The sequence below is a fragment of the Derxia gummosa DSM 723 genome, from assembly GCF_000482785.1.
Lineage (GTDB): Bacteria > Pseudomonadota > Gammaproteobacteria > Burkholderiales > Burkholderiaceae_E > Derxia > Derxia gummosa.
The window spans coordinates 70,179-91,066 of the sequence record NZ_AXWS01000019.1; the positions used below are offsets into that span (position 1 = coordinate 70,179).

The 20,888-nt window shown below is 69.6% G+C and carries 20 protein-coding genes; 17 read left to right on the forward strand and 3 right to left on the reverse strand.

The window, feature by feature from the left end; translation table 11 throughout:
• Nucleotides 1-161: 161 nt before the first annotated feature.
• From H566_RS26010 to hslU, 14 genes are all read left to right on the forward strand, one after another.
• Nucleotides 162-884: a cell division ATP-binding protein FtsE gene (locus tag H566_RS26010; protein ID WP_245591397.1), complete on the forward strand. Its 723-nt coding sequence runs from the start codon at nt 162-164 to the stop codon at nt 882-884.
• The gene (locus tag H566_RS26015; RefSeq protein WP_051378921.1) at nt 884-1,828 is read left to right on the forward strand and encodes a cell division protein FtsX; all 945 of its coding nucleotides are present in this window, start codon (nt 884-886) and stop codon (nt 1,826-1,828) included. Before H566_RS26010 ends, H566_RS26015 begins: the two co-directional genes overlap by 1 nt.
• Nucleotides 1,829-2,142: 314 nt before the next feature.
• Nucleotides 2,143-3,033: an RNA polymerase sigma factor RpoH gene (gene rpoH, locus H566_RS0117355; protein ID WP_084545241.1), complete on the forward strand. Its 891-nt coding sequence runs from the start codon at nt 2,143-2,145 to the stop codon at nt 3,031-3,033.
• A gap of 159 nt (nt 3,034-3,192) precedes the next feature.
• The gene (dapF, locus tag H566_RS0117360) at nt 3,193-4,047 is read left to right on the forward strand and encodes a diaminopimelate epimerase (protein ID WP_028312429.1); all 855 of its coding nucleotides are present in this window, start codon (nt 3,193-3,195) and stop codon (nt 4,045-4,047) included.
• Between the two features lie 205 nt (nt 4,048-4,252).
• Nucleotides 4,253-4,927, forward strand: coding sequence for a DUF484 family protein (locus tag H566_RS0117365; RefSeq protein WP_028312430.1), 675 nt, complete (start codon nt 4,253-4,255; stop codon nt 4,925-4,927).
• A 4-nt stretch (nt 4,928-4,931) separates the two neighbouring features.
• A complete protein-coding gene (locus H566_RS0117370) occupies nt 4,932-6,077 on the forward strand; it encodes a tyrosine recombinase XerC (protein ID WP_084545242.1) in 1,146 nt (381 codons plus the stop codon).
• An 88-nt stretch (nt 6,078-6,165) separates the two neighbouring features.
• On the forward strand, nt 6,166-7,476 hold the full coding sequence (locus tag H566_RS0117375; protein WP_034412102.1) for a class I SAM-dependent rRNA methyltransferase: 1,311 nt from the start codon (nt 6,166-6,168) through the stop codon (nt 7,474-7,476).
• A gap of 297 nt (nt 7,477-7,773) precedes the next feature.
• Nucleotides 7,774-8,757 carry a CobW family GTP-binding protein gene (locus tag H566_RS0117380; RefSeq protein ID WP_034412103.1) on the forward strand — a complete coding sequence of 328 codons (984 nt, stop codon included), beginning with the start codon at nt 7,774-7,776 and terminating at the stop codon, nt 8,755-8,757.
• Nucleotides 8,758-8,858: 101 nt separating this feature from the next.
• Nucleotides 8,859-9,260 (forward strand): RNA polymerase-binding protein DksA, encoded by a 402-nt coding sequence (dksA, locus tag H566_RS0117385; protein ID WP_034412126.1) that lies wholly within the window; start codon nt 8,859-8,861, stop codon nt 9,258-9,260.
• A gap of 91 nt (nt 9,261-9,351) precedes the next feature.
• Nucleotides 9,352-9,720 carry a hypothetical protein gene (locus H566_RS0117390; protein WP_028312435.1) on the forward strand — a complete coding sequence of 123 codons (369 nt, stop codon included), beginning with the start codon at nt 9,352-9,354 and terminating at the stop codon, nt 9,718-9,720.
• Nucleotides 9,721-9,813: 93 nt separating this feature from the next.
• The gene (locus H566_RS0117395) at nt 9,814-11,922 is read left to right on the forward strand and encodes a TonB-dependent receptor (protein WP_028312436.1); all 2,109 of its coding nucleotides are present in this window, start codon (nt 9,814-9,816) and stop codon (nt 11,920-11,922) included.
• 242 nt (nt 11,923-12,164) lie between these two features.
• Nucleotides 12,165-13,598 carry an STAS domain-containing protein gene (locus tag H566_RS0117400; RefSeq protein ID WP_028312437.1) on the forward strand — a complete coding sequence of 478 codons (1,434 nt, stop codon included), beginning with the start codon at nt 12,165-12,167 and terminating at the stop codon, nt 13,596-13,598.
• 103 nt (nt 13,599-13,701) lie between these two features.
• The gene (gene hslV / locus H566_RS0117405; protein WP_028312438.1) at nt 13,702-14,238 is read left to right on the forward strand and encodes an ATP-dependent protease subunit HslV; all 537 of its coding nucleotides are present in this window, start codon (nt 13,702-13,704) and stop codon (nt 14,236-14,238) included.
• A 10-nt stretch (nt 14,239-14,248) separates the two neighbouring features.
• A complete protein-coding gene (hslU, locus tag H566_RS0117410) occupies nt 14,249-15,580 on the forward strand; it encodes an ATP-dependent protease ATPase subunit HslU (protein WP_028312439.1) in 1,332 nt (443 codons plus the stop codon).
• Nucleotides 15,581-15,682: 102 nt separating this feature from the next.
• Here hslU and H566_RS0117415 read toward each other — a convergent pair whose 3' ends face one another.
• The 3 genes from H566_RS0117415 to phoB form a co-directional block, all read right to left on the reverse strand.
• A complete protein-coding gene (locus H566_RS0117415; RefSeq protein WP_028312440.1) occupies nt 15,683-16,168 on the reverse strand; it encodes a DUF8082 domain-containing protein in 486 nt (161 codons plus the stop codon).
• Nucleotides 16,169-16,196: 28 nt separating this feature from the next.
• Nucleotides 16,197-17,324, reverse strand: a complete 1,128-nt coding sequence (locus H566_RS0117420) for a cache domain-containing protein (RefSeq protein ID WP_028312441.1) — start codon at nt 17,322-17,324, stop codon at nt 16,197-16,199.
• 178 nt (nt 17,325-17,502) lie between these two features.
• Nucleotides 17,503-18,207 (reverse strand): phosphate regulon transcriptional regulator PhoB, encoded by a 705-nt coding sequence (phoB, locus tag H566_RS0117425; RefSeq protein WP_028312442.1) that lies wholly within the window; start codon nt 18,205-18,207, stop codon nt 17,503-17,505.
• Between the two features lie 223 nt (nt 18,208-18,430).
• On the opposite strand from phoB, the gene H566_RS0117430 reads away from it, so the two are divergent.
• From H566_RS0117430 to H566_RS27680, 3 genes are all read left to right on the forward strand, one after another.
• The gene (locus H566_RS0117430; protein WP_028312443.1) at nt 18,431-18,808 is read left to right on the forward strand and encodes a gamma-butyrobetaine hydroxylase family protein; all 378 of its coding nucleotides are present in this window, start codon (nt 18,431-18,433) and stop codon (nt 18,806-18,808) included.
• 146 nt (nt 18,809-18,954) lie between these two features.
• Nucleotides 18,955-19,734, forward strand: a complete 780-nt coding sequence (ubiE, locus tag H566_RS0117435) for a bifunctional demethylmenaquinone methyltransferase/2-methoxy-6-polyprenyl-1,4-benzoquinol methylase UbiE (protein WP_028312444.1) — start codon at nt 18,955-18,957, stop codon at nt 19,732-19,734.
• A gap of 95 nt (nt 19,735-19,829) precedes the next feature.
• Nucleotides 19,830-20,873, forward strand: a complete 1,044-nt coding sequence (locus H566_RS27680; protein ID WP_051378922.1) for a Tim44 domain-containing protein — start codon at nt 19,830-19,832, stop codon at nt 20,871-20,873.
• The last annotated feature ends 15 nt before the right edge of the window (nt 20,874-20,888 follow it).

The window sequence follows — 20,888 nt, forward strand, 5'->3', positions numbered from 1 at the left end:
AGAGAAAGTAGTCGTTTGCCTCTTGAAAGCAAACGGCGGCGGATTCTAGCAGCGGGGTTTTTGCGTCCACGCTGCCTGATTGTGTTGCTTGGTAAGCCGGCTGCCGGTCACGCGGGGTCGGTGTCGCGGGGCTGCCGAAGACGGGTGATAGCATTTTGGGCATGACCCAGACCGCCCCGCTGATCGAGTTTTCGGCCGTTCGCAAGGCCTATCCCGGCAGTCGCGGAGATGCGCTGGCCGGCCTTGACCTGAGCATCGGTCGGGGCGAGTTCATTGCCGTGCTCGGGCCGTCGGGCGCGGGCAAGTCCACCCTGTTCAAGCTGATCGCCGCGATCGAGCGGCCGAGCGCCGGGCAGGTGAGCGTGGGCGGGCAGGACGTGGGCCGGCTGTCACGCGCCGCCGTGCCGTGGTTCCGCCGCAAGCTCGGCCTGACCTTCCAGGACACCAAGCTGCTGAACGACCGCAGCGTGCTCGACAACGTGATCCTCCCGCTGCTGTGCACCGGCACCTATGGGGACGAGGCCCGCGCGCGCGGCCGCGCGGCGCTCGACAAGGTGGGCCTGCGCCAGTACGAGAAGGCGCTGCCCGCGACGCTGTCGGGCGGCGAGCAGCAGCGCGTCGCGCTCGCGCGGGCGATCGTCAACCGGCCCGCCGTGCTGCTGGCCGACGAGCCGACCGCCAATCTCGACACCGTCGCCGCCGAGCGCATCGTGCAGATCTTTTCCGACTTCCACCGGCTGGGCACGACCGTGATGGTCGCCACCCACACGCCGGCCATCCTCGCCGGCGTGGCGACTCGCACCATCCGCCTGACCGATGGCCGCCTCGTGTCCGACCTGCCCTACGCGCCGCCATCCGTGGCCGACATCGCGGAGCTGAACTGATGGCCTGGATGCGTTCCCATGTGCACGCCGTGGGCGTGGCGCTGCGCGGCATCGCGCGCGAGCCGTTGAGCTGGCTGGCCGGCGTGGTCGTCATCGCCGTCGCGGTGCTGCTGCCGATGCTCATGCATGCGACGGTCGGCGCGCTCGCGCCGCTGCTGCGCGACATCGCGGCCGACCCCGAAATTTCCGTCTTCCTCGCCCCCGAGGCGCCGCCCGAGGCAACCACCGCGCTGCGCGGCCAGATCGAGCCGCTGCTCGTGTCGGCCCGCGGCGATACGCCCGGGGCGAAATTCAAGCTGCGCGAGGTGCCGCGCGGCGAGGCGCTGGAGCGCTTCCGCATCGAGACCGAGCGCGCGGGCGGCGTCGGCGCGCTCGATGCGCTGAAGGAGAACCCGCTGCCCGACAGCTTCATCATCACCGCCGGCAGCGTGCCGCCCGAGCGGCTGGCCCAACTCGCAAGCGCGGTGCGCGCGCTGCCGGGCGTCGATCTGGTCCAGCTCGACGCGGCCTGGGTGCAGCGGCTGGCGGCGGCGCTCGGCGTCGTGACCGCGCTGCAATGGGGGCTCGCCGGCCTGCTCGCGATCGTGGTGATGGCCGTCACCTTCAACGCCACGCGCGTGCAGGTGCTGCTCCTGCGCGACGAGATCGAGATCGCGCGGCTGGTGGGCGCGACGGGCGGCTTCATCCGCCGGCCCTTCGTCTATCGCGGCGCGCTGCTCGGTCTGGCCGGTAGCGGTCTGGCGCTCGGAATGATGGCGGCGCTCGGCCTTGCGCTGCGCGCGGCGGTCACTCAGTACGGCGGCGCCGAATTCGCGGCGCTCGCGGCGGCGGTGCCGACGGGGCTGCCGCTGGTCGAGTCGGCGGCGGCAGTCGTCGCCTGCGTCCTGCTTGGCGCGCTGGGGGGAAACTGGTCAGCGTGGCGGCAGCTGCGCACGATGCCCTGACGGCCACGGCCACGGCCACGGCCACGGCTTTGCGTCTGTCGTCACGTCGCGGATGGGCACGGCATGCCTTTGGCGCTGGGGGGCGCCTGCTCGTCAGCTGCGGATTCCCGCTGGAAAGTCCCCGCATCTCGTTACTTGCCGATCGCGCCGACTGAGTTAAGGTTTTGGCTATCAGTGCGGTGATTGTGATTTATCTTGCAAATCGTAAGCCGCGCTTTCTCCGGCTTAGCACTCTCGATGGTCGAGTGCTAAGATTTTTTCGACAGCGGTGCCATCCCCTTCGGGACGCGGTGCCGCCACAGGAGACTTGCCAGATGACTACCGCTCTCGCCCTGACTTCCAGTCTGCAATCGCCGGCGCGGTTCAACATGCCGGTGCCGGTGGGCAACCTCGACGCCTACATCCAGGCCGTCAACCGTATTCCGCTGCTGTCGCCCGAGGAAGAAAGCCGCTATGCACGCGACTTCCGCGACAACAACGACCTCGACGCGGCCGGCAAGTTGGTGATGTCGCACCTGCGGCTCGTGGTGTCGATCTCGCGCCAATACCTCGGCTACGGCCTGCCGCAGTCCGACCTGATCCAGGAAGGCAACGTCGGCCTCATGAAGGCGGTCAAGCGCTTCGATCCCGATCGCGGCGTGCGCCTCGTGAGCTTCGCGATGCACTGGGTCAAGGCCGAGATCCACGAGTACGTCCTGCGCAACTGGCGCCTCGTGAAGATCGCCACCACCAAGGCCCAGCGCAAGCTGTTCTTCAACCTGCGCAGCATGAAGACCGGCAGCGGCACGCTCAGCGATGCCGAGATCGACGCGATGGCCGACGCTCTCGACGTCAAGCGCTCCGACGTGGTCGAGATGGAAACCCGCCTGTCGGGCGGCGACGTGGCGCTCGAAGGCCAGATGGATGACGGCGAGGAAGAGTTCGCCCCGATCGCCTATCTGTCCGACGAGCATGACGAGCCCACCCGCGTCATCGAATCGCGCCGCCGCGACGCGCTGGCAGGCGACGGTCTGCGCGCCGCGCTCGACAAGCTCGACGCCCGCAGCCGCCGCATCGTCGAAAGCCGCTGGCTCGCCGAGGAGGGCGAAGACCTCACGCTGCACGACCTCGCCGGCGAATTCGGCGTGTCGGCCGAGCGCATCCGCCAGATCGAATCGGCGGCGCTCAAGAAGATGCGTGGCACGCTCGCCGAGTTCCGCGCCTGACGCGCGGGCGGGCCGGCGCCTCCCGCGGAGGCTCGTCGTGCCGACCGTCGGGCCGGCGCCCGCCCCGCAACCGCCTGCCGCGCCGGTTGTCCCGACCGACGCCCTGCGCCACCATCCGAAGCCCGTGCCCTTCCGCACGGGCTTTTTCTTTGGCCGACCATGAAACTCCGCTTCACCAAGATGCACGGCGCCGGCAATGACTTCATCGTCATCGATGCCACGCGCGAGCCTGTCGAACTTCCGCCCGAGCGCTGGCAGGCGCTGGCCGATCGCCATTACGGCATCGGCGCCGACCAGATCCTCATCGTCGGCAAGCCCAATGACCCGGCCAACGACTTCAGCTACCGCATCGTCAACAGCGACGGCAGCGAGGTCGAGCATTGCGGCAACGGCGCGCGCGCCTTCATGCACTTCGTGACGGCCAAGGGCCTCACGACCAAGCGCCGCGTGAGCGTGGAAATCATGCCGGGCCTCATCACGCTGGAGATGGACGCGGCCGGCGCCGTCACCGCCGGCATGGGCGTGCCGGTGCTCGATGCCGCGCGCGTGCCCTTCGACGCCGCCGGCCTCGTGTCGCGCCGCGAGGGCGAACTCGACCGCTGGCCGCTCGACCTCGGCGCCGGCCGCACGGCCGAGATCGGCGTCGTCTCGATGGGCAACCCGCATGCGGTGCTGCGCGTCGATGATGTGGATACCGCGCCCGTTACCACCGACGGTCCGGTGGTCGAGAACCATCCGCGCTTCCCGCGCCGCACCAACGTTGGCTTCGTGCAGGTGGTGGACGAGCACCACATCCGCCTGCGCGTGTGGGAGCGCGGCGCCGGCGAGACGCTGGCCTGCGGCACCGGTGCCTGCGGCGCGGTGGTCGCGGCCATCCTCGCGGGTTGGGTGAAGTCGCCGGTGCGCATCGCGGCGCGCGGTGGCGAGCTGAGCGTGGCCTGGGCCGGGCCGGGCAGCGTCGCCTACCTTGGCGGGCCGACCGCGATCGTGTTCGAGGGCGAGGTCGAGATCTGAAGTGCCGAATCCGGCGCGCGCCGGCGAAACGGCAATCGATCGAGAGCGCCGCCCGCTTCGCTTGCATCGGTCGCCTGATCGCCTGACCGGCCCTCGCTAGAATCCGCGCCCGCCGCAAGTCGCCCGAGAGGGCGGCCCGGCGCGATCATCACAGCCCGTCCGGCGCCGTGCGCCGCCGCATCGCATCCGCTCTCCGTACACGCCCATGTCCCTCGATCCGACCGAAGTCGCCGCCTGGCTCAAGGCCCATCCCGAGTTCTTCAACGAGCACGCCGAGGCGCTGGCCGAGATCAGCCTCGTCTCGCCGCACGGCAACCGCGCCGTCTCGCTGGCCGAGCGCCAGGTCGAGGTGCTGCGCGAGAAGGTCGCCAGCGTCGAACGCAAGATGACCGAGCTGATCCGCTTCGGCCAGGAGAACGACGTCATCGCCGAGAACACCCAGCGTCTCGTGCGCGACCTGCTGGTCGAGACCGATCCGCAGAAGCTGCCGGCCATCGTGCTGCGCAGCCTCAAGGCGACCTTCATGCTGCCGGCGCTCGCGCTGCGCATCTGGAGCGCGCCGGCCGCCTTCGTCAACGAGCCCTGGGCCGCCGAAGTGGCGGCAGACACGCGAAGCTTCGCCAACAGCCTCATGACGCCCTATTGCGGCCCGAACTCCGGCTTCGACGCGGTGCGCTGGCTGACCGACGGCAATGACGGCCTCGTGATCCGCTCGGTCGCGATCTTGCCGCTGCGCATCGGTGCGGCGCCCGGCGCCTTCGGCCTGCTGCTGCTCGGCTCGCCCGACGCCACGCGCTTCACCACCGAGATGGGCACGACCTATCTCGCGCGCATCGGCGAGATCGCCAGCGCGGCCCTGTCGCGGGTCGTGCGGGCCTGAACCCATGTCGGCCGACGACGCCTTCGCCGATGCCGACCTGTCGGCCGACGCGCATGCGCGCCGGCTCGCAAGACTGCCGGCCGAGGCGGTCGCCTTTCTCGACACTCAGCGCTTCGAGCGTCGGCTCGCGCTGCGCACGGTGCAGATGTATGCGCTGGCGCTCGATGAACTCATCTCCATCCACGAGGGCCGCGTCGCGCTCAAGGCGATGCAGCCGATGCACATCCGGCGCGCCGCCGCGCGGCTGGCAGAGCGCGGACAGGCGCCGCGCAGCATCGCGATCGCGCTGTCGGCCTGGCGTGCGTTCTACCGCTGGCTGGCGCGGCGCGGCGAAACCGCCGCCAATCCGGCGCTCGGCGTCAAGGCGCCCCGGGCGGCGCGGCTGCTGCCCAAGGCGCTGAATGTCGATGCGGCGGCGCGGCTGCTCGACGGGCCGACGGGCCGGTATGGCGCCCCGGCCGCCGACGCCTCGGTCCTGCCGCCGACCGGCGCGCCGGAAGATGCGGCGGCCCTTCCCGACGCGGCCCCCGCGCTTTCGTCAGACGCGCCCGCCGTCGATGGGGGCGGCGCGCTCGCCGCCGATGCCGCGTCGGCGCCGCGTTCCGCGCTCACCGATCCCGTCGAGCTGCGCGACCGCGCGATGTTCGAGCTGATGTACTCCTCCGGCCTGCGGCTGGCCGAACTGGTCGGGCTCGATCTCAAGCCGTCGGCGCAATCGCTCGGCTGGCTCGCCGACGATCTGCGTGAAGTCACCGTCACCGGCAAGGGCCGCAAGCGCCGGTTGGTGCCGGTCGGCAGTGTCGCGGCCGAGGCGCTGCGCGACTGGAAGCTGGCGCGTGTCCAGCTCGCGGCCCTCGACGAGCCGGCGCTGTTCGTGGGCGTGCGCGGCGGCCGCATCGCGCCGCGCGTGGTCCAGGCCCAGCTCGCGGCCTGGGCCGCGCGCGCCGGCGTGGAGGCTGGCGTCAGTCCGCACATGCTCAGGCACAGCTTCGCGAGCCATGTGCTGCAAAGCTCGGGCGACCTGCGCGCGGTGCAGGAGATGCTCGGCCACGCCAGCCTCTCGACCACGCAGGTGTACACGCGGCTCGATTTCCAGCATCTGGCCCAGGCCTACGACGCCGCCCATCCGCGCGCGCGGCGCAAGGACTGATCGGCGCGCGCATGTCCGCGCCGTTTGCGGCAACATCGCGCCCCCGCGCGGCACGCGCCCGCCCAACCCATTCCGCATCAGGCCCGCCATGACCGCCCGACTCGTCCTCAAACCCGGCCGCGACAAGGCCCTGCTGCACGGCCATCCGTGGATTTTCTCGGGCGCGATCGAGACCGAGCCGCAACGCATGGCGGCCGGCGTGACCGTGCTGGTCGAAAGCGCCGGCGGCAAGCCGCTCGCGCTCGCGAGCTGGTCGCCCAAGTCGCAGATCCGCGCGCGCGTCTGGAGCTTCGACACCACGCGCCCGATCGACCACGCCTTCTTCAAGCGCCGCGTCGCCGAGGCGATCGCGCTGCGCCGCGCGCTCATGCCCGACTTCGACCGCCAGGGCGCGCTGCGCCTGCTGCACGGCGAGAGCGACGGGCTGCCGGGCGTGATCTGCGACTGGTTCCGCTCGGAGCTGCCGGTGGCAGGCGGCGAGGCCGGCTCGCCGCCATCGCCCGCCGAGGTGGCTGGCGCCGCCCCCGCAGGCAAGCCCGTCCCGCCGCCCGGCGAAAGCTGGCTCGTCGTCCAGCTCACCAGCGCCGGTGCCGAGCGCTGGCGCGACGCGATCGTCGCCGCCCTCGTCGATGCCACCGGCACGCCCAACGTGTACGAGCGCAGCGACAGCGACGTGCGCGGCCTCGAAGGGCTGGAGCCGCGCACCGGCGTCATCCGCGCGGCCGAGGGCATCGAAGGCCCGTCGGCCGGCTTCTCCATCGAGGAGAACGGCCTGCGCCTCGGCGTAGACATCGTCGGCGGCCACAAGACCGGCTTCTACGCCGACCAGCGCGTCAACCGCGCCAAGGTCGGCCGCATGAGCGCCGGCAAGCGCGTGCTCAACACCTTCTGCTACACCGGTGGCTTCTCGGTCGCGGCGCTCGCGGGCGGCGCCACGCAGGTCACGTCGATCGACTCGTCTGCCGACGCGATCGAACTGGCCCGCGCCAACGTCGCGCGCAACAACCTGGGCAACGGCCGCGACGACTGGATCTGCGACGACGCCTTCCAGGCCCTGCGCCGCCTGCGCGCCGAGGAGCGCCAGTTCGACCTCATCATCCTCGACCCGCCCAAGCTCGCGCCCTCGGCCGCGCACGCCGAGCGGGCCGCGCGCGCCTACAAGGACATCAACCTGCTCGGCTTCCGGCTGCTGGCGCCGGGCGGGCTGCTGTTCACCTATTCGTGCTCGGGGGCGATCTCGCCGGAGTTCTTCCAGAAGATCGTCGCGGGCGCCGCGTCCGACGCGCCGGCCGAGGCCGTGATCGTCGAGCGTCTCGGCGCCGATGCCGACCATCCGCTGCGGCTGGCCTTTCCGGAGGGCGAGTATCTGAAGGGGCTGGTGCTGCGCAAGGCGGGCTGAGCCGCCGGGCGCGACGGCATCGCCCCGCGAGGTCGCGCGCCGGCCGCGTCGGCGGCGCGAGGCGGCGCGGGGCGGCGCCGACGCCGCAAGTTCGTGCCCGCTTGAAACACCGCCGCCTTGCCCCACATGCCGTGCGACCTTGTCGCCGGTCACCGTCGGGGGCGGGCAGCGATCCGTCCGGCGACGGGCGGCGCGCTCCTTGCGAGCAGCGCCGCCAGCCTGTCGGCAACATCACATCACCGCCGTCCAGTGCGACGCCGGCCGCGGGCAGCACGCCCGCACATCCAAGGAAGGCTCATGTCCAGCAACACCATGATCCCGGTCACGATCCTCACCGGCTTTCTCGGCGCCGGTAAGACGACGCTGCTCAACCGCATCCTCAAGGCGCAGCACGGCCATCGCATCGCCGTCATCGAGAACGAGTTCGGGCCGGAAGGCGTGGACAACGACCTGCTCGTGCGCGAGGAGGGCGAGCAGATCGTCGAGATGAACAACGGCTGCGTCTGCTGCTCGGTGCGCGGCGATCTCGTGCGCATCCTCGACGAGCTGGCGGCCAAGCGCCGCACCGGCAAGCTGAACTTCGACCGCGTCGTCATCGAGACGACCGGCATGGCCAATCCCGGCCCGGTCTGCCAGACCTTCTTCATGGACGACAGCGTCGCCGAAAGCTATCTGCTCGATGGCGTGGTGACGGTGGTCGATGCCAAGCACGGCGGCCAGACGCTCGACGAGCAGGCCGAGGCGCAGGCGCAGGTGGGCTTCGCCGACCGCATCCTGCTGAGCAAGACCGACCTCGTCACGCCGGAAGAAGTCGCCGCCATCAAGGCGCGGCTGGTGTCGATCAATCCGCGCGCGCCGGTCAAGCCCGTGGCGTTCGGCGATGCCGACGTGTCGGACGTGCTCGACATCAAGGGCTTCAATCTCAACGCCATCCTCGACATCGATCCCGACTTCCTCGCCGGCCTGCACGAGCATTCGCACGAGGGTGATGTGTCGGCCTTCGCTTTCACGAGCGACAAGGCCTTCGATGGCGCGAAACTCGATGAATTCCTGTCGTCGATCGTTCAGGTATTCGGCGAAAGCCTCTTGAGGTATAAGGGCGTGCTTTTCATCAAGGGCATGGACCGCCGGGTCATTTTCCAGGGCGTCCACATGATGATGGGCTCCGACATGGGCAAGGCCTGGGGCAAGGACAAGCGCTCGAACAAGATGGTCTTCATCGGGCGCAAGCTTCCCCGGGACGTGATCCTGAAGGGGCTTGAGCAATGCTTGGTTAGTTAATCAGAGGGATCGAGATGGCAGCGACCGCATCCAACAACACGCCGTCCTCCCGCGACGGCTCGGCCGTTGTGAACCCGGCTCACACCACGCGTTACGCCGGCATGACCGAGGCCGAACTCCTCGCGATGCCGGAGGACGACTACATGAACGCCCAGCAGCTGGCGTTCTTCCGCGAGCGCCTTCGGGCGATGGAGCAGGAGATCCTGCACAACGCCGACGAGACCACCGAGCACCTGCGCGAGACGGTCATCGTCCCCGATCCGGCCGACCGTGCCACGATCGAGGAAGAGCACGCGCTCGAACTGCGCACGCGCGACCGCGAACGCAAGCTGCTCAAGAAGATCCAGCAGGCGCTCCAGCAGGTCGACAGCGGCGAATACGGCTACTGCGAGGAAACCGGCGACCCGATCGGCCTGCCGCGCCTGCTCGCCCGCCCGACGGCCACGCTGTCGCTCGAAGCGCAGCAGCGCCGCGAGCTGAAGCAGAAGCTGTACGGCGACTGAGCCGATTCTTCCTGTTGTCATGAGCACGGCACGCAGGCGCGCGAGACTCCGGTCCGTGCGCCTGTCTGCTTTTGATCGAGCGCGCGGCACCTTGCCGCTGCTGCTCTGCTTCTTCCTCCTGTTCGGCCAGTCCCTCGGCCTGCTGCACCGCGTCGCCCACGGCCCGGCCGTCGATGCGCCGGCGCTGACGGCGACGGCGCTCGCGGCCGATGTCTCGGCGCCCGAGGTGCCGCGCATGTCGGAGACGGCCTCCGTCTTCGGCCACGTGGCCGACCGCATCGCTTGCGCGCTGTTCGATGGCGCGGCGCTGGCAGCCGCACTGCCGGGCGTCACCAAGGTGCTGGCGCTCTTGCGCGCTCCAGCGCTTCGCGTACTCGCTTCGGCTGTCGCGGTGTGCGAACTGCGTCGCATCGCAGCCTTCCTTTCGCGTGCTCCACCGCACGCGGTTCCGTTCGCCTGAACCCCGTGCCGGCCCGAGAGGCCGGCGGTTGCCGCTTGTGCGGCAGGACCGTGCGCGCTCTTTTTTTTCGCGGGCGCGCCGAAGGAATCTCCCATGCAGGTTGTTTTCGCACTCCTCGTGCGCGGCGGTGTGCTGCGCGCCATTCCCCTCGTCTTCGGTGTCGTGGCCGGGTTGCATTGCGCGGTGGCGCGCGCGGCCGGGGCCGACGTGCCCGCGTCGGGCACCGAGCTTCGGCTTGACACCGTCACCATCACCGCCTCGCCTCTGTCGGGCGGAGATGACGTGTCCGCCGCCACGCCCGTGTCGGTGCTACGCGGCGATGCGCTGCGCGATGCCCAGCGCGGCAACCTTGGCGCGACGCTATCGGGCCAGCCCGGCGTGCAGTCGAGCGCCTATGGCGCGGGCGCGGGCCGACCGATCATCCGCGGCATGGATTCGAGCCGCGTGCGCATCGCCGAGGGCGGGCTGGGCGTGGGCGACGTATCGGCGGCATCGCCCGACCATCGCGTCGCGGCCGACAGCTTCAACGCGGCTCAGGTCGAGGTGCTGCGCGGGCCCGCAGCGCTGCTGTACGGCTCGGGCGCGATCGGCGGACTGGTGAACGTGGTGCCCACGCGCATTCCGCTGGAGCGCATCGACGCGCCCCAGCTCGACGCCGCCGTCAGCGCTGCGAGCGCAGAGCGCGAGACCACCACGAGCTTCGGCATGAGCGCGCCGGCGGGCCGCGACTTCGTCTGGCGCGCCGAGGGCTTTCGCGACGTGAGCGGCGACTATTCGATCGCCAAGCCGTTGCGCGCCGCCGACGGGAGCATCGTCGCGCAGGACCGCCTGCCCAACAGCGCGGTCACGACGCAATCGGGCGCGCTCGGCGGCAGCTGGTTCGGTGACGGTTTGGTGCGCAGCCTCGGCGTCGCGGTGCAGCGCTACGAGTCGGACTACGGCATTCCCAATTACGCCGATCCGGTCACGATCCGGCTCGGCCGCACCCGTGTCGAATCGCGCGCCGAACTGGTCGCGCCCGGCAACGGCTGGCTCGGGCTGTTCAGCGGCGCGCGGGTCAAGGCCGGTCATACCGAGTACGGCCATGCCGAGATCTCGCCCGACGGTTCGGCCGGCGCGCGCTTCATCAGTCAGTCGAACGAGTTGCGCGTCGAGCTGCCGCAGCGCCAGATCGGCGGCCTGGACGGTGCCGTCGGCGCCTCCTTCGAGGGCGGCAGCGTGCGCGGCGCGGGCGAGGGCGTGCTGCCGCGCACCAACAGCAGCAGTGCCGCGCTGTTCGCGCTCGAACGCCTGCGCATCGGCGCGATGCGCTACGAGGCTGGCGCGCGCGCCGAGCACACCGCCTACCGGGTCGGCGAGCCGGGCACCGACGACATCCAGCCGCCCGATCGCAGCTTCAACCTTGTCACCGGCTCGGGCGCGGCCTTCTGGTCGCCGCTCGCGGGCCAGGAAATCGGGCTGACGGCCACGCTGTCGCAGCGCGCGCCGTCGGTGCAGGAGCTGTACTTCGTCGGTGCGCATCCGGCCACTTTCGCCTACGAGATCGGCAATGCCGATCTCGGCCGCGAGCGCTCGCGCAACCTGGAACTGTCCTATGCCGGCCGCGACGGCCAGTGGCGCTGGAAAACCTCGGCTTACGAGAACCGCTTCAAGGGCTATATCCACGGCGCCTTCGACGGCACGAACACGGCCGTGGAGGGCGACGATGGCGAGACCGAATCGCTCGCCAACCTGCGCTACCGCCAGGATGACGCGCGCTTCCGCGGCGCCGAGGCCGAAGCCGAATGGCAGGGCGAGGCATGGCGCCTGCGCTGGTGGGGCGATCTGGTTCGGGCAGTACTCACTTCGGGGCCGCATGCGGGCGAGAACCTGCCACGCATCGCACCTGCGCGTCTCGGCACGCAAGTGGGATGGCGCAAGGGCCGGCTCGATTTAACCGCCGACATCGTGGGTGTCCTTCGGCAGAATCGGGTTTCGCAGTCGGACATCCGCGACGGCGAGCCCGAGTCGCAGACGCCCGGGCATGTTCTGGTCGGCCTGCGCGCGCAATGGCAGCCGCGCACGCTTGATCCCGACATGACCTTCTGGCTCGCTGTGCGCAACCTGTTCGATGCCGATGCCCGCGTCGCCACGTCCTTTCTCAAGGATCGCGCGCCGCTCGCCGGACGCTCAGTCGTGGTCGGCGCCCGCTTCGGGTTTTGACCGGAGGCAAAGCAAGCGAGGGAGGTCAAGAATCCGGAAACCGGACCGAAATCCAGTCATGTCCGGCTTCCGGCCGCCGCCGGATTTGTCGATTTCTTCTGTTTTGTTGTAAGCGAACGGCAGTCAGTTTGCCCGACTGGCTGAATTTGTGCTTATGGCGTTCGCGGCCGGGGTGCTAGACTCGGCCGCGAATCCCGCACCGCCGTCTGCTGCGAACTTCCTCCCGGGATCAGGCAAATCACATGTTTTCCTCGCTGTTCGGCAAGAAAGACCGCAAGCGGACCGAGAGCGCGAACAGCAGCCTCGGTCGCACTGTGTACCCGCGTTCGCATGCCGACGCCGCGCTTGGCGCGCAGGCTCGCAACGATCTTCAGCGCCGCCATCAGGAGGAGGTGACGGCCAAGATCGACGCGATCGAATCCGAAATGGTGGCCGATCTGCCGGCGCTGGGCATTCCGCGCCGGCCGACGCCCGTACCCAACGGCGTCGCGCTGCCCGATGACGTCAAGCGCGAACCCGATTCGCGCCACCAGCACGCCGCGCCGCCCGATACGCTGGCGATGAACGAATCGCCGTCGGTGCTGACGGCCGATCTCGAAGCGCTGTCCACCGACATCTTTCATGACTCGCTCGCCGCGATCGAGATCACCGATCCGGGGGCCGGCCTGCCGGCAGCGGTGGAGGAGGCGGCGATCTTCTACGCCAACGGCCAGAACAACGATTGCATGCGCGCGCTGCGCGACGAGATCACGCACGACGGCAGCGTGGCCGTGGTCTGGTATCTGCTGTTCGAGGTGCTGCAACAGGTCGGCGACCACGCCGGCTTCGACGCGCTGGCGATGGATTTCGTGGTGCGCTTCGAGCGCTCGCCTCCGGTCTGGCGCGGTCCGGCCGCGCCGGTGGGCACCGCGCGCAAGCCAGCCGCCGGCCACAGCTACACGGTCGCGCTGCCGGCGTCGCTCGTGGCTCGTGTCGCCAGCGATTTCACGCATGCCCGCCGGGCGCTCGGCAGCAAGGCACGCATCAATGTGGCCTTCGACGCCGTCTGTTCGTCGGATGAGGCGGGGGCCGAGGCGGTGCTCGATTTCCTCGGCGAAGCCCTGCGAGGACAGGCCCAGCTCATCCTGACCGGTCTTGGCGCGGCGGTCGACAAGCTTGGCCAGCTCATGCCGACGGCCGATGGCATGCTGCCGCGCGCGGTTTGGCTGCTCCGGCTCGAACTGCTGCGGCTGCTGCGCCGCGACAGCGAATTCGAGGATCTGTCGGTCGAGTACGCGGTGGCCTTCGAGGTCTCGCCGCCGTCCTTCGAGCCGGTACCGGCGCATGTCATCGTCGATGACCGCACGCTGCGCCGCGAGCCGGGTATCGCCACCGATCCACGCGTGGCCGAGCTGCGCCATCAGGGCCCGCATCTGGAAGGCGACCTGCTCGGGCGCGCGCCCGAGGCGGTGAGCATTCTCGAAGCGGCGGCGGCGCTGTCCGACCATGTCGAGGTCGATTGCACGCATCTTCGGCGCGTCGATTTCGCGGCCGCCGGCAACCTGCTGAACTGGCTTGTGTCGGCGCAGGCGCGGGGCAAGCATTTCGTGTTCACCGACGTGAACCAGCTCGTGATGGCGCTGTTCCGCATCATGGGCATTCCCGGCGTGGCCGAGGTGTCGGCGCGGCGCATCTGACGCCAGCGGCCGTCTCGGCCGCCCACCTTGCAACCCGCGCTTCCGGCTGCATCTAGGGCACTCGTTTCGAGGAGTGCTCATGGAGCCCAACCAATCCCAGGGTCTGCCGCAGTACCACGGCACCACCATTCTTTCGGTCCGGCGCGGCAACCGCGTCGCCCTCGGCGGCGACGGTCAGGTCACGCTGGGCAACATCGTCGTCAAGAGCACGGCGCGCAAGGTGCGCCGCCTGTACGGCGACCGCATCCTCGCCGGCTTCGCGGGCGGCACGGCCGACGCATTCACGCTGTTCGAGCGCTTCGAGGGCAAGCTCGAAAAGCACCAGGGCAATCTGCTGCGCAGCGCCGTCGAGCTCGCCAAGGACTGGCGCACCGACCGCATGCTGCGCCGGCTCGAAGCCATGCTCGCGGTGGCCGACTGCGAGCATTCGCTCATCATCACCGGCAACGGCGACGTGCTAGAGCCCGAAGGCGGCATCGTTGCCATCGGCTCGGGCGGCGCGTATGCGCAATCGGCCGCGAAGGCGCTGATCGAGAACACCGAGCTGGCGCCCGCCGATGTCGTGAAGAAGGCGCTGACCATCGCCGGCGACATCTGCATCTACACGAACCAGTCGCACACCATCGAGTCGCTGGACTGAAGGAGACGACATGAGCCAACTCACCCCGGCCGAGATCGTCTCGGAACTCGACAAGCACATCATCGGGCAGCACAACGCCAAGAAGGCCGTGGCCGTCGCGCTGCGCAACCGCTGGCGCCGGCAGCAGGTGGCTGAGCCGCTGCGCCACGAGATCACGCCCAAGAACATCCTCATGATCGGCCCGACCGGCGTGGGCAAGACCGAGATCGCGCGCCGCCTCGCGCGGCTGGCCGACGCGCCCTTCGTGAAGGTCGAGGCGACCAAGTTCACCGAGGTCGGCTACGTGGGCCGTGATGTGGACACGATCATCCGCGACCTCGTGGAAGTGGCGATCAAGCAGACGCGCGAGGTCGAGACGCGCCGCGTGCGCACCCAGGCCGAAGACCGCGCAGAAGACCGCATCCTCGACGTGCTCGTGCCGCCGACGCGCGACATCGGCTTCAACGCCAGCCACACCGACGACAACCCGACGCGCCAGACCTTCCGCAAGCGGCTGCGCGAGGGCCAGCTCGACGACAAGGAAATCGAGATCGACGTGCGCGAGGCGATGCCCGAGCTTCAGGTGATGGCGCCGCCCGGCATGGAGGACGCGATGAACCAGATCCAGTCGATGTTCTCGGGCCTCAACCAGGGCAAGAAGAAGACCCGCAAGCTGCGCATCAAGGAAGCCTTCAAGCTGCTGGTGGACGAGGAGGCGGCCAAGCTCGTGAACGAGGAGGAGCTGAAGCTGAAGGCGCTCCAGAGCGTCGAGCAGAACGGCATCGTCTTTCTGGACGAGATCGACAAGATCGCCTCGCGCGCCGAGGGCCATGGCGCCGACGTGTCGCGCCAGGGCGTGCAGCGCGACCTGCTGCCGCTGGTCGAGGGCACGACGGTGCAGACCAAGCACGGCATGGTGAAGACTGACCACATCCTGTTCGTGGCGTCGGGCGCCTTCCACCTGAGCCGGCCGAGCGATCTGATCCCGGAACTGCAAGGCCGCTTCCCGATCCGCGTCGAGCTGGACTCGCTGTCGGTGAGCGACTTCGAGGCCATCCTCACGCAGACCGATGCCTCGCTGGTCAAGCAGTACCAGGCGCTGCTCGCGACCGAAGGCGTGACGCTCGAATTCCGCGAGGACGGCGTGCGCCGCATCGCCGAGATCGCGCATTCGGTGAATGAAAAGACCGAGAACATCGGCGCGCGCCGCCTGCATACCGTGCTGGAACGCCTGCTGGAGCAGGTGAGCTTCGAGGCCGGCAACACGAGTCAGCCGCGCGAGGTGGTGGTGGATGCGGCGCTCGTCAACGAGCGTCTCGGCGTGCTGGCGAAGGACGAGGATCTGAGCCGCTACGTGCTCTGAGCCTAGCTGGGGGCGATGCGACCACGAGCGGCCTCGACCGCTCGCTCCCGACGTCATCCGCCGCCACCCCCGGTCGGTCGGCCTCTGAACTGACCGACCTGCTCAGACGTTCGCCAGCCTCTGCCTGAGCGTCTTCACATCGCTTTCGTCGAGGTGCGGCTGGAGATGGTCGAGCAGGCTGGGAAGGTCGGTCGCCACGGAGGCGGCCTCTTCCACGAGCAGGCTGGCCATCGGCCCAACCAGATCGAGCAGTTCGCGCTCGACGCGCGCCAGCAGGTCCGGTGCCAGCTGAGCGTCGTCGCTGGCCGCGGCATCCGCGCCCGTGCCGATGATCTGCTCGGTGCGCGGCAGATCGAGATGGCGCTCGTTCACCTCGCCAGGCACGAACTGGTAGCTGCGGCAGCGAGCGTCGCGCAATGCCAGCAGCGCTTCCATGCCGCGCAGCGCGCGGAACGAAATGGCGACGATGTTGCCGGCCAGCATGCTGATGCGGCAGTGCCGGTTGTCCTCCGACACGGCGAACACCATGCCGGTCGCTCGCAACGTGTTGAGCCGGCGCAGCTCGCTCAGGATGGCGGTGTCGTTCATGACGGGTCTCCCGCGTGGCCGTGCGGGATCAGGCGCGTCGCAGGCGGGTCATCGCCAGCTTCATGCTCTTCGACAGCCGGCCGATCGCCTGGGCCAGCGCGCCGATTTCGTCGCTGCGAGTGATCGCCGGGATGTCGTCATCGAGCGAGCCGCGGCTGATGCGGTCGGCGATGGTGGTGAGTTCGACGATCGGCCGCGCGAACGAGCCTGCCACCAGCCAGGCCAGCGCCGACACGGCGATCACCGTCACCACGAGGATGCCGAGCGCGAAGCGGTCGGCCTGGACGACGCCACGCAGTACTTCACTCGCTGTGAGCTGGGTCACGACGAACCAGCCCTGCTCTGTGCGCGAGATCCAGGCGAACTGGTCGCCATCGGCGTCGGTGTAGCGCAGGAAGCCTGTATTGCCGGCCTTCGCCGCGAGGTAGGCCGGATGACCCGAGAAGTCCTCGAAATGGTCGGTCAGCTTGCGGTCGGTGTGGATGATGAGCCGGCCATCCTCGTGCACGAGGAAGGTGCGGTTGGTCTCGCCGGCGCGGTGGGCGGCGAACTCACGGGCGATCAGGTCGAGCGAGGTGGCGGCGGCCATCACGCCGACGACACCGCCGGTCTCGCTGCGAATCGGCACGGCGAGGATGACCGTCGGTACCTTGCGCGTCTTGCCCATGCCGACCTCAATCGAGAAGGGCTTGCCCGCGAGCGTGTCGCGCACGTAGGAACGCTCGCCGTAACTGAAATCGGCCGGATCGCGCTCATCGCTGCGGGCGACATTGCTCCCGTCGGGTGCGACCACGTGCCAGAGATAGACCGTGTCGAAGCGGCGGTTGTGCCCGGCGGTCTGGAGCAGCCGGGTCGTCTGTGGCGCATTCATCGCGCGGGTCGTGGGCGCGGCGGCGATCAGCTCGACCGCGCTGCGGGTCTCGGCGATCCACTGGTCGGTAGCTGCGCGTGCCGCGTCGCCAATCACGCGCAGCCGGGCTTCGGCGGCGGCATGGGCTTCATCGGCAAAGACATTGCGTACCGAGGCCCACAGGGCGCAGATCGGCACGAGGGTTGCCAGCAGGAGCACGACCAGCAGACGCTGGCGCAGACCAAAGCGGACCTTGGGGGCCGTCGTCGTCGGAGCGGCGGTGGCGAGGGGGGGATTGGCAGACATTGAAGGGTTTCCGGAAGGGGCCGACGAAGACTGATTCTGGAAACACCTTAATGCGATGAATCTACTTGTTACAAAGTATAAGTGCGGCTTTTTTCCTTGTTTCTGATCTGCGTTTTGCGATGCGGGTTTGCCATTGATCGCGCTCAGCGTCGCTTGCGCAAGACGGATAACCGATGCGTCAGGCAGCGGCGTCGGCCGGCGTCGCGGTGAAGCGGTATCCCGCGCCGCGCACCGTCTCCACATGCTTGTCATGGCCGCTGCCCGACAGCGCAGCGCGCAGACGCTTGATGTGCACATCGACCGTGCGCTCCTCGACGAACACATGGTCGCCCCACACATGGTCGAGCAGCTGGGTGCGCGAATGCACCCGCTCGCCGTGGGTCATGAAGAAGTGCAGCAGGCGGAACTCGGTCGGACCCATGTCCACCGTCTTGCCGCGCGCGGTCACGCGGTGGGTGGCCGGATCGAGGCGCAGGCCGCCGATCTCGACCGCGTCGTCGGTCAGCTGGGGCGCGCGCCGGCGCAGCACGGCCTTGATGCGCGCGAGCAGCTCCTTCGGGCTGAAGGGCTTGGTCACGTAGTCGTCGGCACCGGCTTCGAGGCCGGCGATCTTGTCTTCCTCGTCGGCGCGCGCCGTGAGCATGATGATCGGCACATCCTTCGTGCGCTCGCTGGCGCGCAGCTGGCGGGCGAAGGCGATGCCGGAGTTGCCCGGCAGCATCCAGTCGAGGATGACGACGTCGGGCAGTTCGGCGCGGATCAGGGTCTGGGCCTGCTCGGTATCGAAGGCGCGCAGCGTCTTGTGACCGGCGAAGCTGAGATTGACGGAAATGAGTTCCTGAATGGCGGGTTCGTCTTCGACGACGAGAATCGTGCTCGGCATGGCGGAGCCCTTGTATGTGTCTTCCGGAACCGCGACGGTATGAACCTAGCGTGACACCGCCATGACACCCCCGCAACGGTTCACGCCGCCGGGCGGCGAGGCATGGGCTTTGCTGATAACTTCGGTCCGGATTCCCCGCGCGCCGGCGCGGGCGCGAGGGCGGGAAATTCCGCGTCGCGCCCATGTCGGCGCCGATGTTCTTGCAGCCTACCGAGAGCCCGCCGTGACCAGCCCCGCCCCCGCCCATGTCCTGCCGACCGAGATCACGCTGCACCAGCGCTCGCGTCAGCTCGAGATCGCCTTCGACGACGGCGCGCGCTTCCGTCTCGACTTCGAGTACCTGCGCGTCCTGAGCCCGTCGGCCGAGGTGCGCGGGCATGGCCCGGGACAGGAAGTGCTCCAGGTCGGCAAGCGCGACGTCAACATCGTCGCGGTCGAGCCGGTGGGCAATTACGGCATCCGCCCGGGCTTCGATGACGGTCACAACACCGGCATCTACACCTGGGCGTTCCTGCACGAACTCGGGCGCGACCATGACCGGCTCTGGGCCGACTATCTCGCCCGCCTGGCCGCCGCCGGCGCGAGCCGCGATCCCGCCTGACGGCGCCGTGACGTGCGTGCGAACAACGCCGCGCACGCCGGTTTTGCCCTGGCAAATGACAGCCCCGCCCGCGCGATGAGAGCCTTTGCAAGGCCTCGCGCAGCAACCTCCGATTCCGCCGCCCCGCGCGGCACCGAGCATCCGCCATGACCCCGCAAGACAACGCCGACCGCAGCACCCATTTCGGCTACCAGACCGTTCCCGAAAGCGAGAAGGCGCGTCGCGTCGCCGACGTCTTCCATTCCGTCGCCGCGCGCTACGACCTCATGAACGACCTGATGTCGGCCGGCCTGCACCGCGTGTGGAAGGCCTTCACGATCGGGCAGGCGGCGATCCGCCCGGGCATGCGCGTGCTCGACGTGGCGGGCGGCACGGCCGATCTGGCGCGTGCCTTCGCCAAGCGCGCGCGCGGCCAGGGCCGCGACGGCCGCGAGGGCGAGGTCTGGCTGACGGACATCAACGCCTCGATGCTCGGCGTCGGCCGCGACCGCATGATCGACGACGGCCTGCTCATGCCGGTCGCGCAATGCGATGCCGAGAAGCTGCCGTTTCCCGACGAGTACTTCGACGTGGTGAGCGTGGCCTTCGGCCTGCGCAACATGACGCACAAGGACACGGCGCTGGCCGAGATGCGCCGCGTGCTCAGGCCCGGCGGCAAGCTGCTGGTGCTGGAGTTCAGCAAGCTGGTGCCCGGCCTCGGCGCGCTCGAAAAGCTGTACGACGTCTACAGCTTCAAGGTGCTGCCCTGGCTCGGCGCCAAGGTGACGGATGACGCCGAGAGCTATCGCTACCTCGCCGAGTCCATCCGCATGCATCCCGACCAGGCGACGCTCAAGTCGATGATGGAAGGTGTGGGTTTCGACCGCGTGGAGGTGTTCAACCTCAGCGGCGGCGTGGTAGCCCTGCACAAGGGCTGGAAGTACTGAAGGCAGGAGCGGAGCAGGGCATGGCGGGCGGCGCGAGGGTGATGGCCACGGGGCGGGGTGCGGCATCGGGTTGGCGCGCGATCGCGCCGCTGCTGATGGCCGTCGCATTCATGCCGGCGCGGGCGGACGAGAAGGTCCAGCCGGCCGAGCCGGCGGCGCGACCGGTGACCGAGGCCCATGCGGCACCTGAGACCGGTGAGTCCGCGAGGGGCACGGCCGAGGTCGGCGCGGCGCTGGCGCCGGCTCCGGTCCCGCCGCGCAGGCGCACGAAGGAACCGAAGCGGGTCGCGCTCGCCGCGCCCGCCGAGGCGGCGGTGCTCGCGCCCGTCGCCGCGCCGGTCGCTAGCGCTGGCGCGCTCGTGGTGACGCTGGTGGCGGCGGCAGGCTTCGTCGCGCTCTTCGGCGTGGCGCCGTCGCCAGGCGTGGCGGTCGCGGTGCTGGCGGTCGCGCTGCTGCTGGTGCTGCTGGCGGTGATCGTGCCGTGGCGCGTCGCCGGCCGGGCGCGGCGCCAGCGGCCGGTCGGCCCGCCGGTCGCGCTGCCGGTGCGCGATCTCGGCCCGAACACGATCGGCCAGCTCGGCCGCGAGGGCAGCGCGGAGCCGGTCGAGCCAAAGCTCGCGGCCTCGGGCCGAACGGCCTCGTCGCCGGCGTCCGCCGCCAAACCGCCGACCGCCGCTGCCGACGCGCCTCTGCCGCTGTCCGCGGCGCTGGCGCGCGAAGCCACGCGGACGACGCCGCGCGCGCCGGCCGGCTTCGATGGCGAGGCCTTTCTTGGCGCGGCGCGCGAGCATTTCCTGCGGTTGCAGCAGGCCTGGGATGACGGCGATACCGTCGGCATGGAAGCGATGATGACGCCCGCGATGATCGGCCGCGTGCATGCCGAGCTGGAGCGGCGCCAGTCCGAGCGCAGCCGTGCCGAGCGTACGGAGGTGCTCGATCTCGCCGCCGAGCTGCTCGGCGTCACCGCGCGCGACGGCACGCTCATCGCGAGCGTGCGCTTCCGTGGTGCGATGCGCGATCTCGACGCCACCGTCGCCATGGACAGGCCCGATGCCTTCGACGAGATCTGGAACTTCGATTGCGCCGACCGCGCCGCCAACCGCTGGCTGCTGGCTGGCATCGAAACCCTGCACGCCTGACCCGGGAGCCCGCGC

Excerpts from the sequence above, each read along its gene's own strand:
- H566_RS26010 (WP_245591397.1), top strand. The coding sequence starts at position 162 with ATGACCCAGACCGCCCCGCTGATCGAGTTTTCGGCCGTTCGCAAGGCC.
- H566_RS26015 (WP_051378921.1), top strand. The coding sequence starts at position 884 with ATGGCCTGGATGCGTTCCCATGTGCACGCCGTGGGCGTGGCGCTGCGC.
- rpoH (WP_084545241.1), top strand. The coding sequence starts at position 2,143 with ATGACTACCGCTCTCGCCCTGACTTCCAGTCTGCAATCGCCGGCGCGG.
- dapF (WP_028312429.1), top strand. The coding sequence starts at position 3,193 with ATGAAACTCCGCTTCACCAAGATGCACGGCGCCGGCAATGACTTCATC.
- H566_RS0117365 (WP_028312430.1), top strand. The coding sequence starts at position 4,253 with ATGTCCCTCGATCCGACCGAAGTCGCCGCCTGGCTCAAGGCCCATCCC.
- H566_RS0117370 (WP_084545242.1), top strand. The coding sequence starts at position 4,932 with ATGTCGGCCGACGACGCCTTCGCCGATGCCGACCTGTCGGCCGACGCG.
- H566_RS0117375 (WP_034412102.1), top strand. The coding sequence starts at position 6,166 with ATGACCGCCCGACTCGTCCTCAAACCCGGCCGCGACAAGGCCCTGCTG.
- H566_RS0117380 (WP_034412103.1), top strand. The coding sequence starts at position 7,774 with ATGTCCAGCAACACCATGATCCCGGTCACGATCCTCACCGGCTTTCTC.
- dksA (WP_034412126.1), top strand. The coding sequence starts at position 8,859 with ATGACCGAGGCCGAACTCCTCGCGATGCCGGAGGACGACTACATGAAC.
- H566_RS0117395 (WP_028312436.1), top strand. The coding sequence starts at position 9,814 with ATGCAGGTTGTTTTCGCACTCCTCGTGCGCGGCGGTGTGCTGCGCGCC.
- H566_RS0117400 (WP_028312437.1), top strand. The coding sequence starts at position 12,165 with ATGTTTTCCTCGCTGTTCGGCAAGAAAGACCGCAAGCGGACCGAGAGC.
- hslU (WP_028312439.1), top strand. The coding sequence starts at position 14,249 with ATGAGCCAACTCACCCCGGCCGAGATCGTCTCGGAACTCGACAAGCAC.
- H566_RS0117415 (WP_028312440.1), bottom strand. The coding sequence starts at position 16,168 with ATGAACGACACCGCCATCCTGAGCGAGCTGCGCCGGCTCAACACGTTG.
- H566_RS0117420 (WP_028312441.1), bottom strand. The coding sequence starts at position 17,324 with ATGTCTGCCAATCCCCCCCTCGCCACCGCCGCTCCGACGACGACGGCC.
- phoB (WP_028312442.1), bottom strand. The coding sequence starts at position 18,207 with ATGCCGAGCACGATTCTCGTCGTCGAAGACGAACCCGCCATTCAGGAA.
- ubiE (WP_028312444.1), top strand. The coding sequence starts at position 18,955 with ATGACCCCGCAAGACAACGCCGACCGCAGCACCCATTTCGGCTACCAG.
- H566_RS27680 (WP_051378922.1), top strand. The coding sequence starts at position 19,830 with ATGGCCGTCGCATTCATGCCGGCGCGGGCGGACGAGAAGGTCCAGCCG.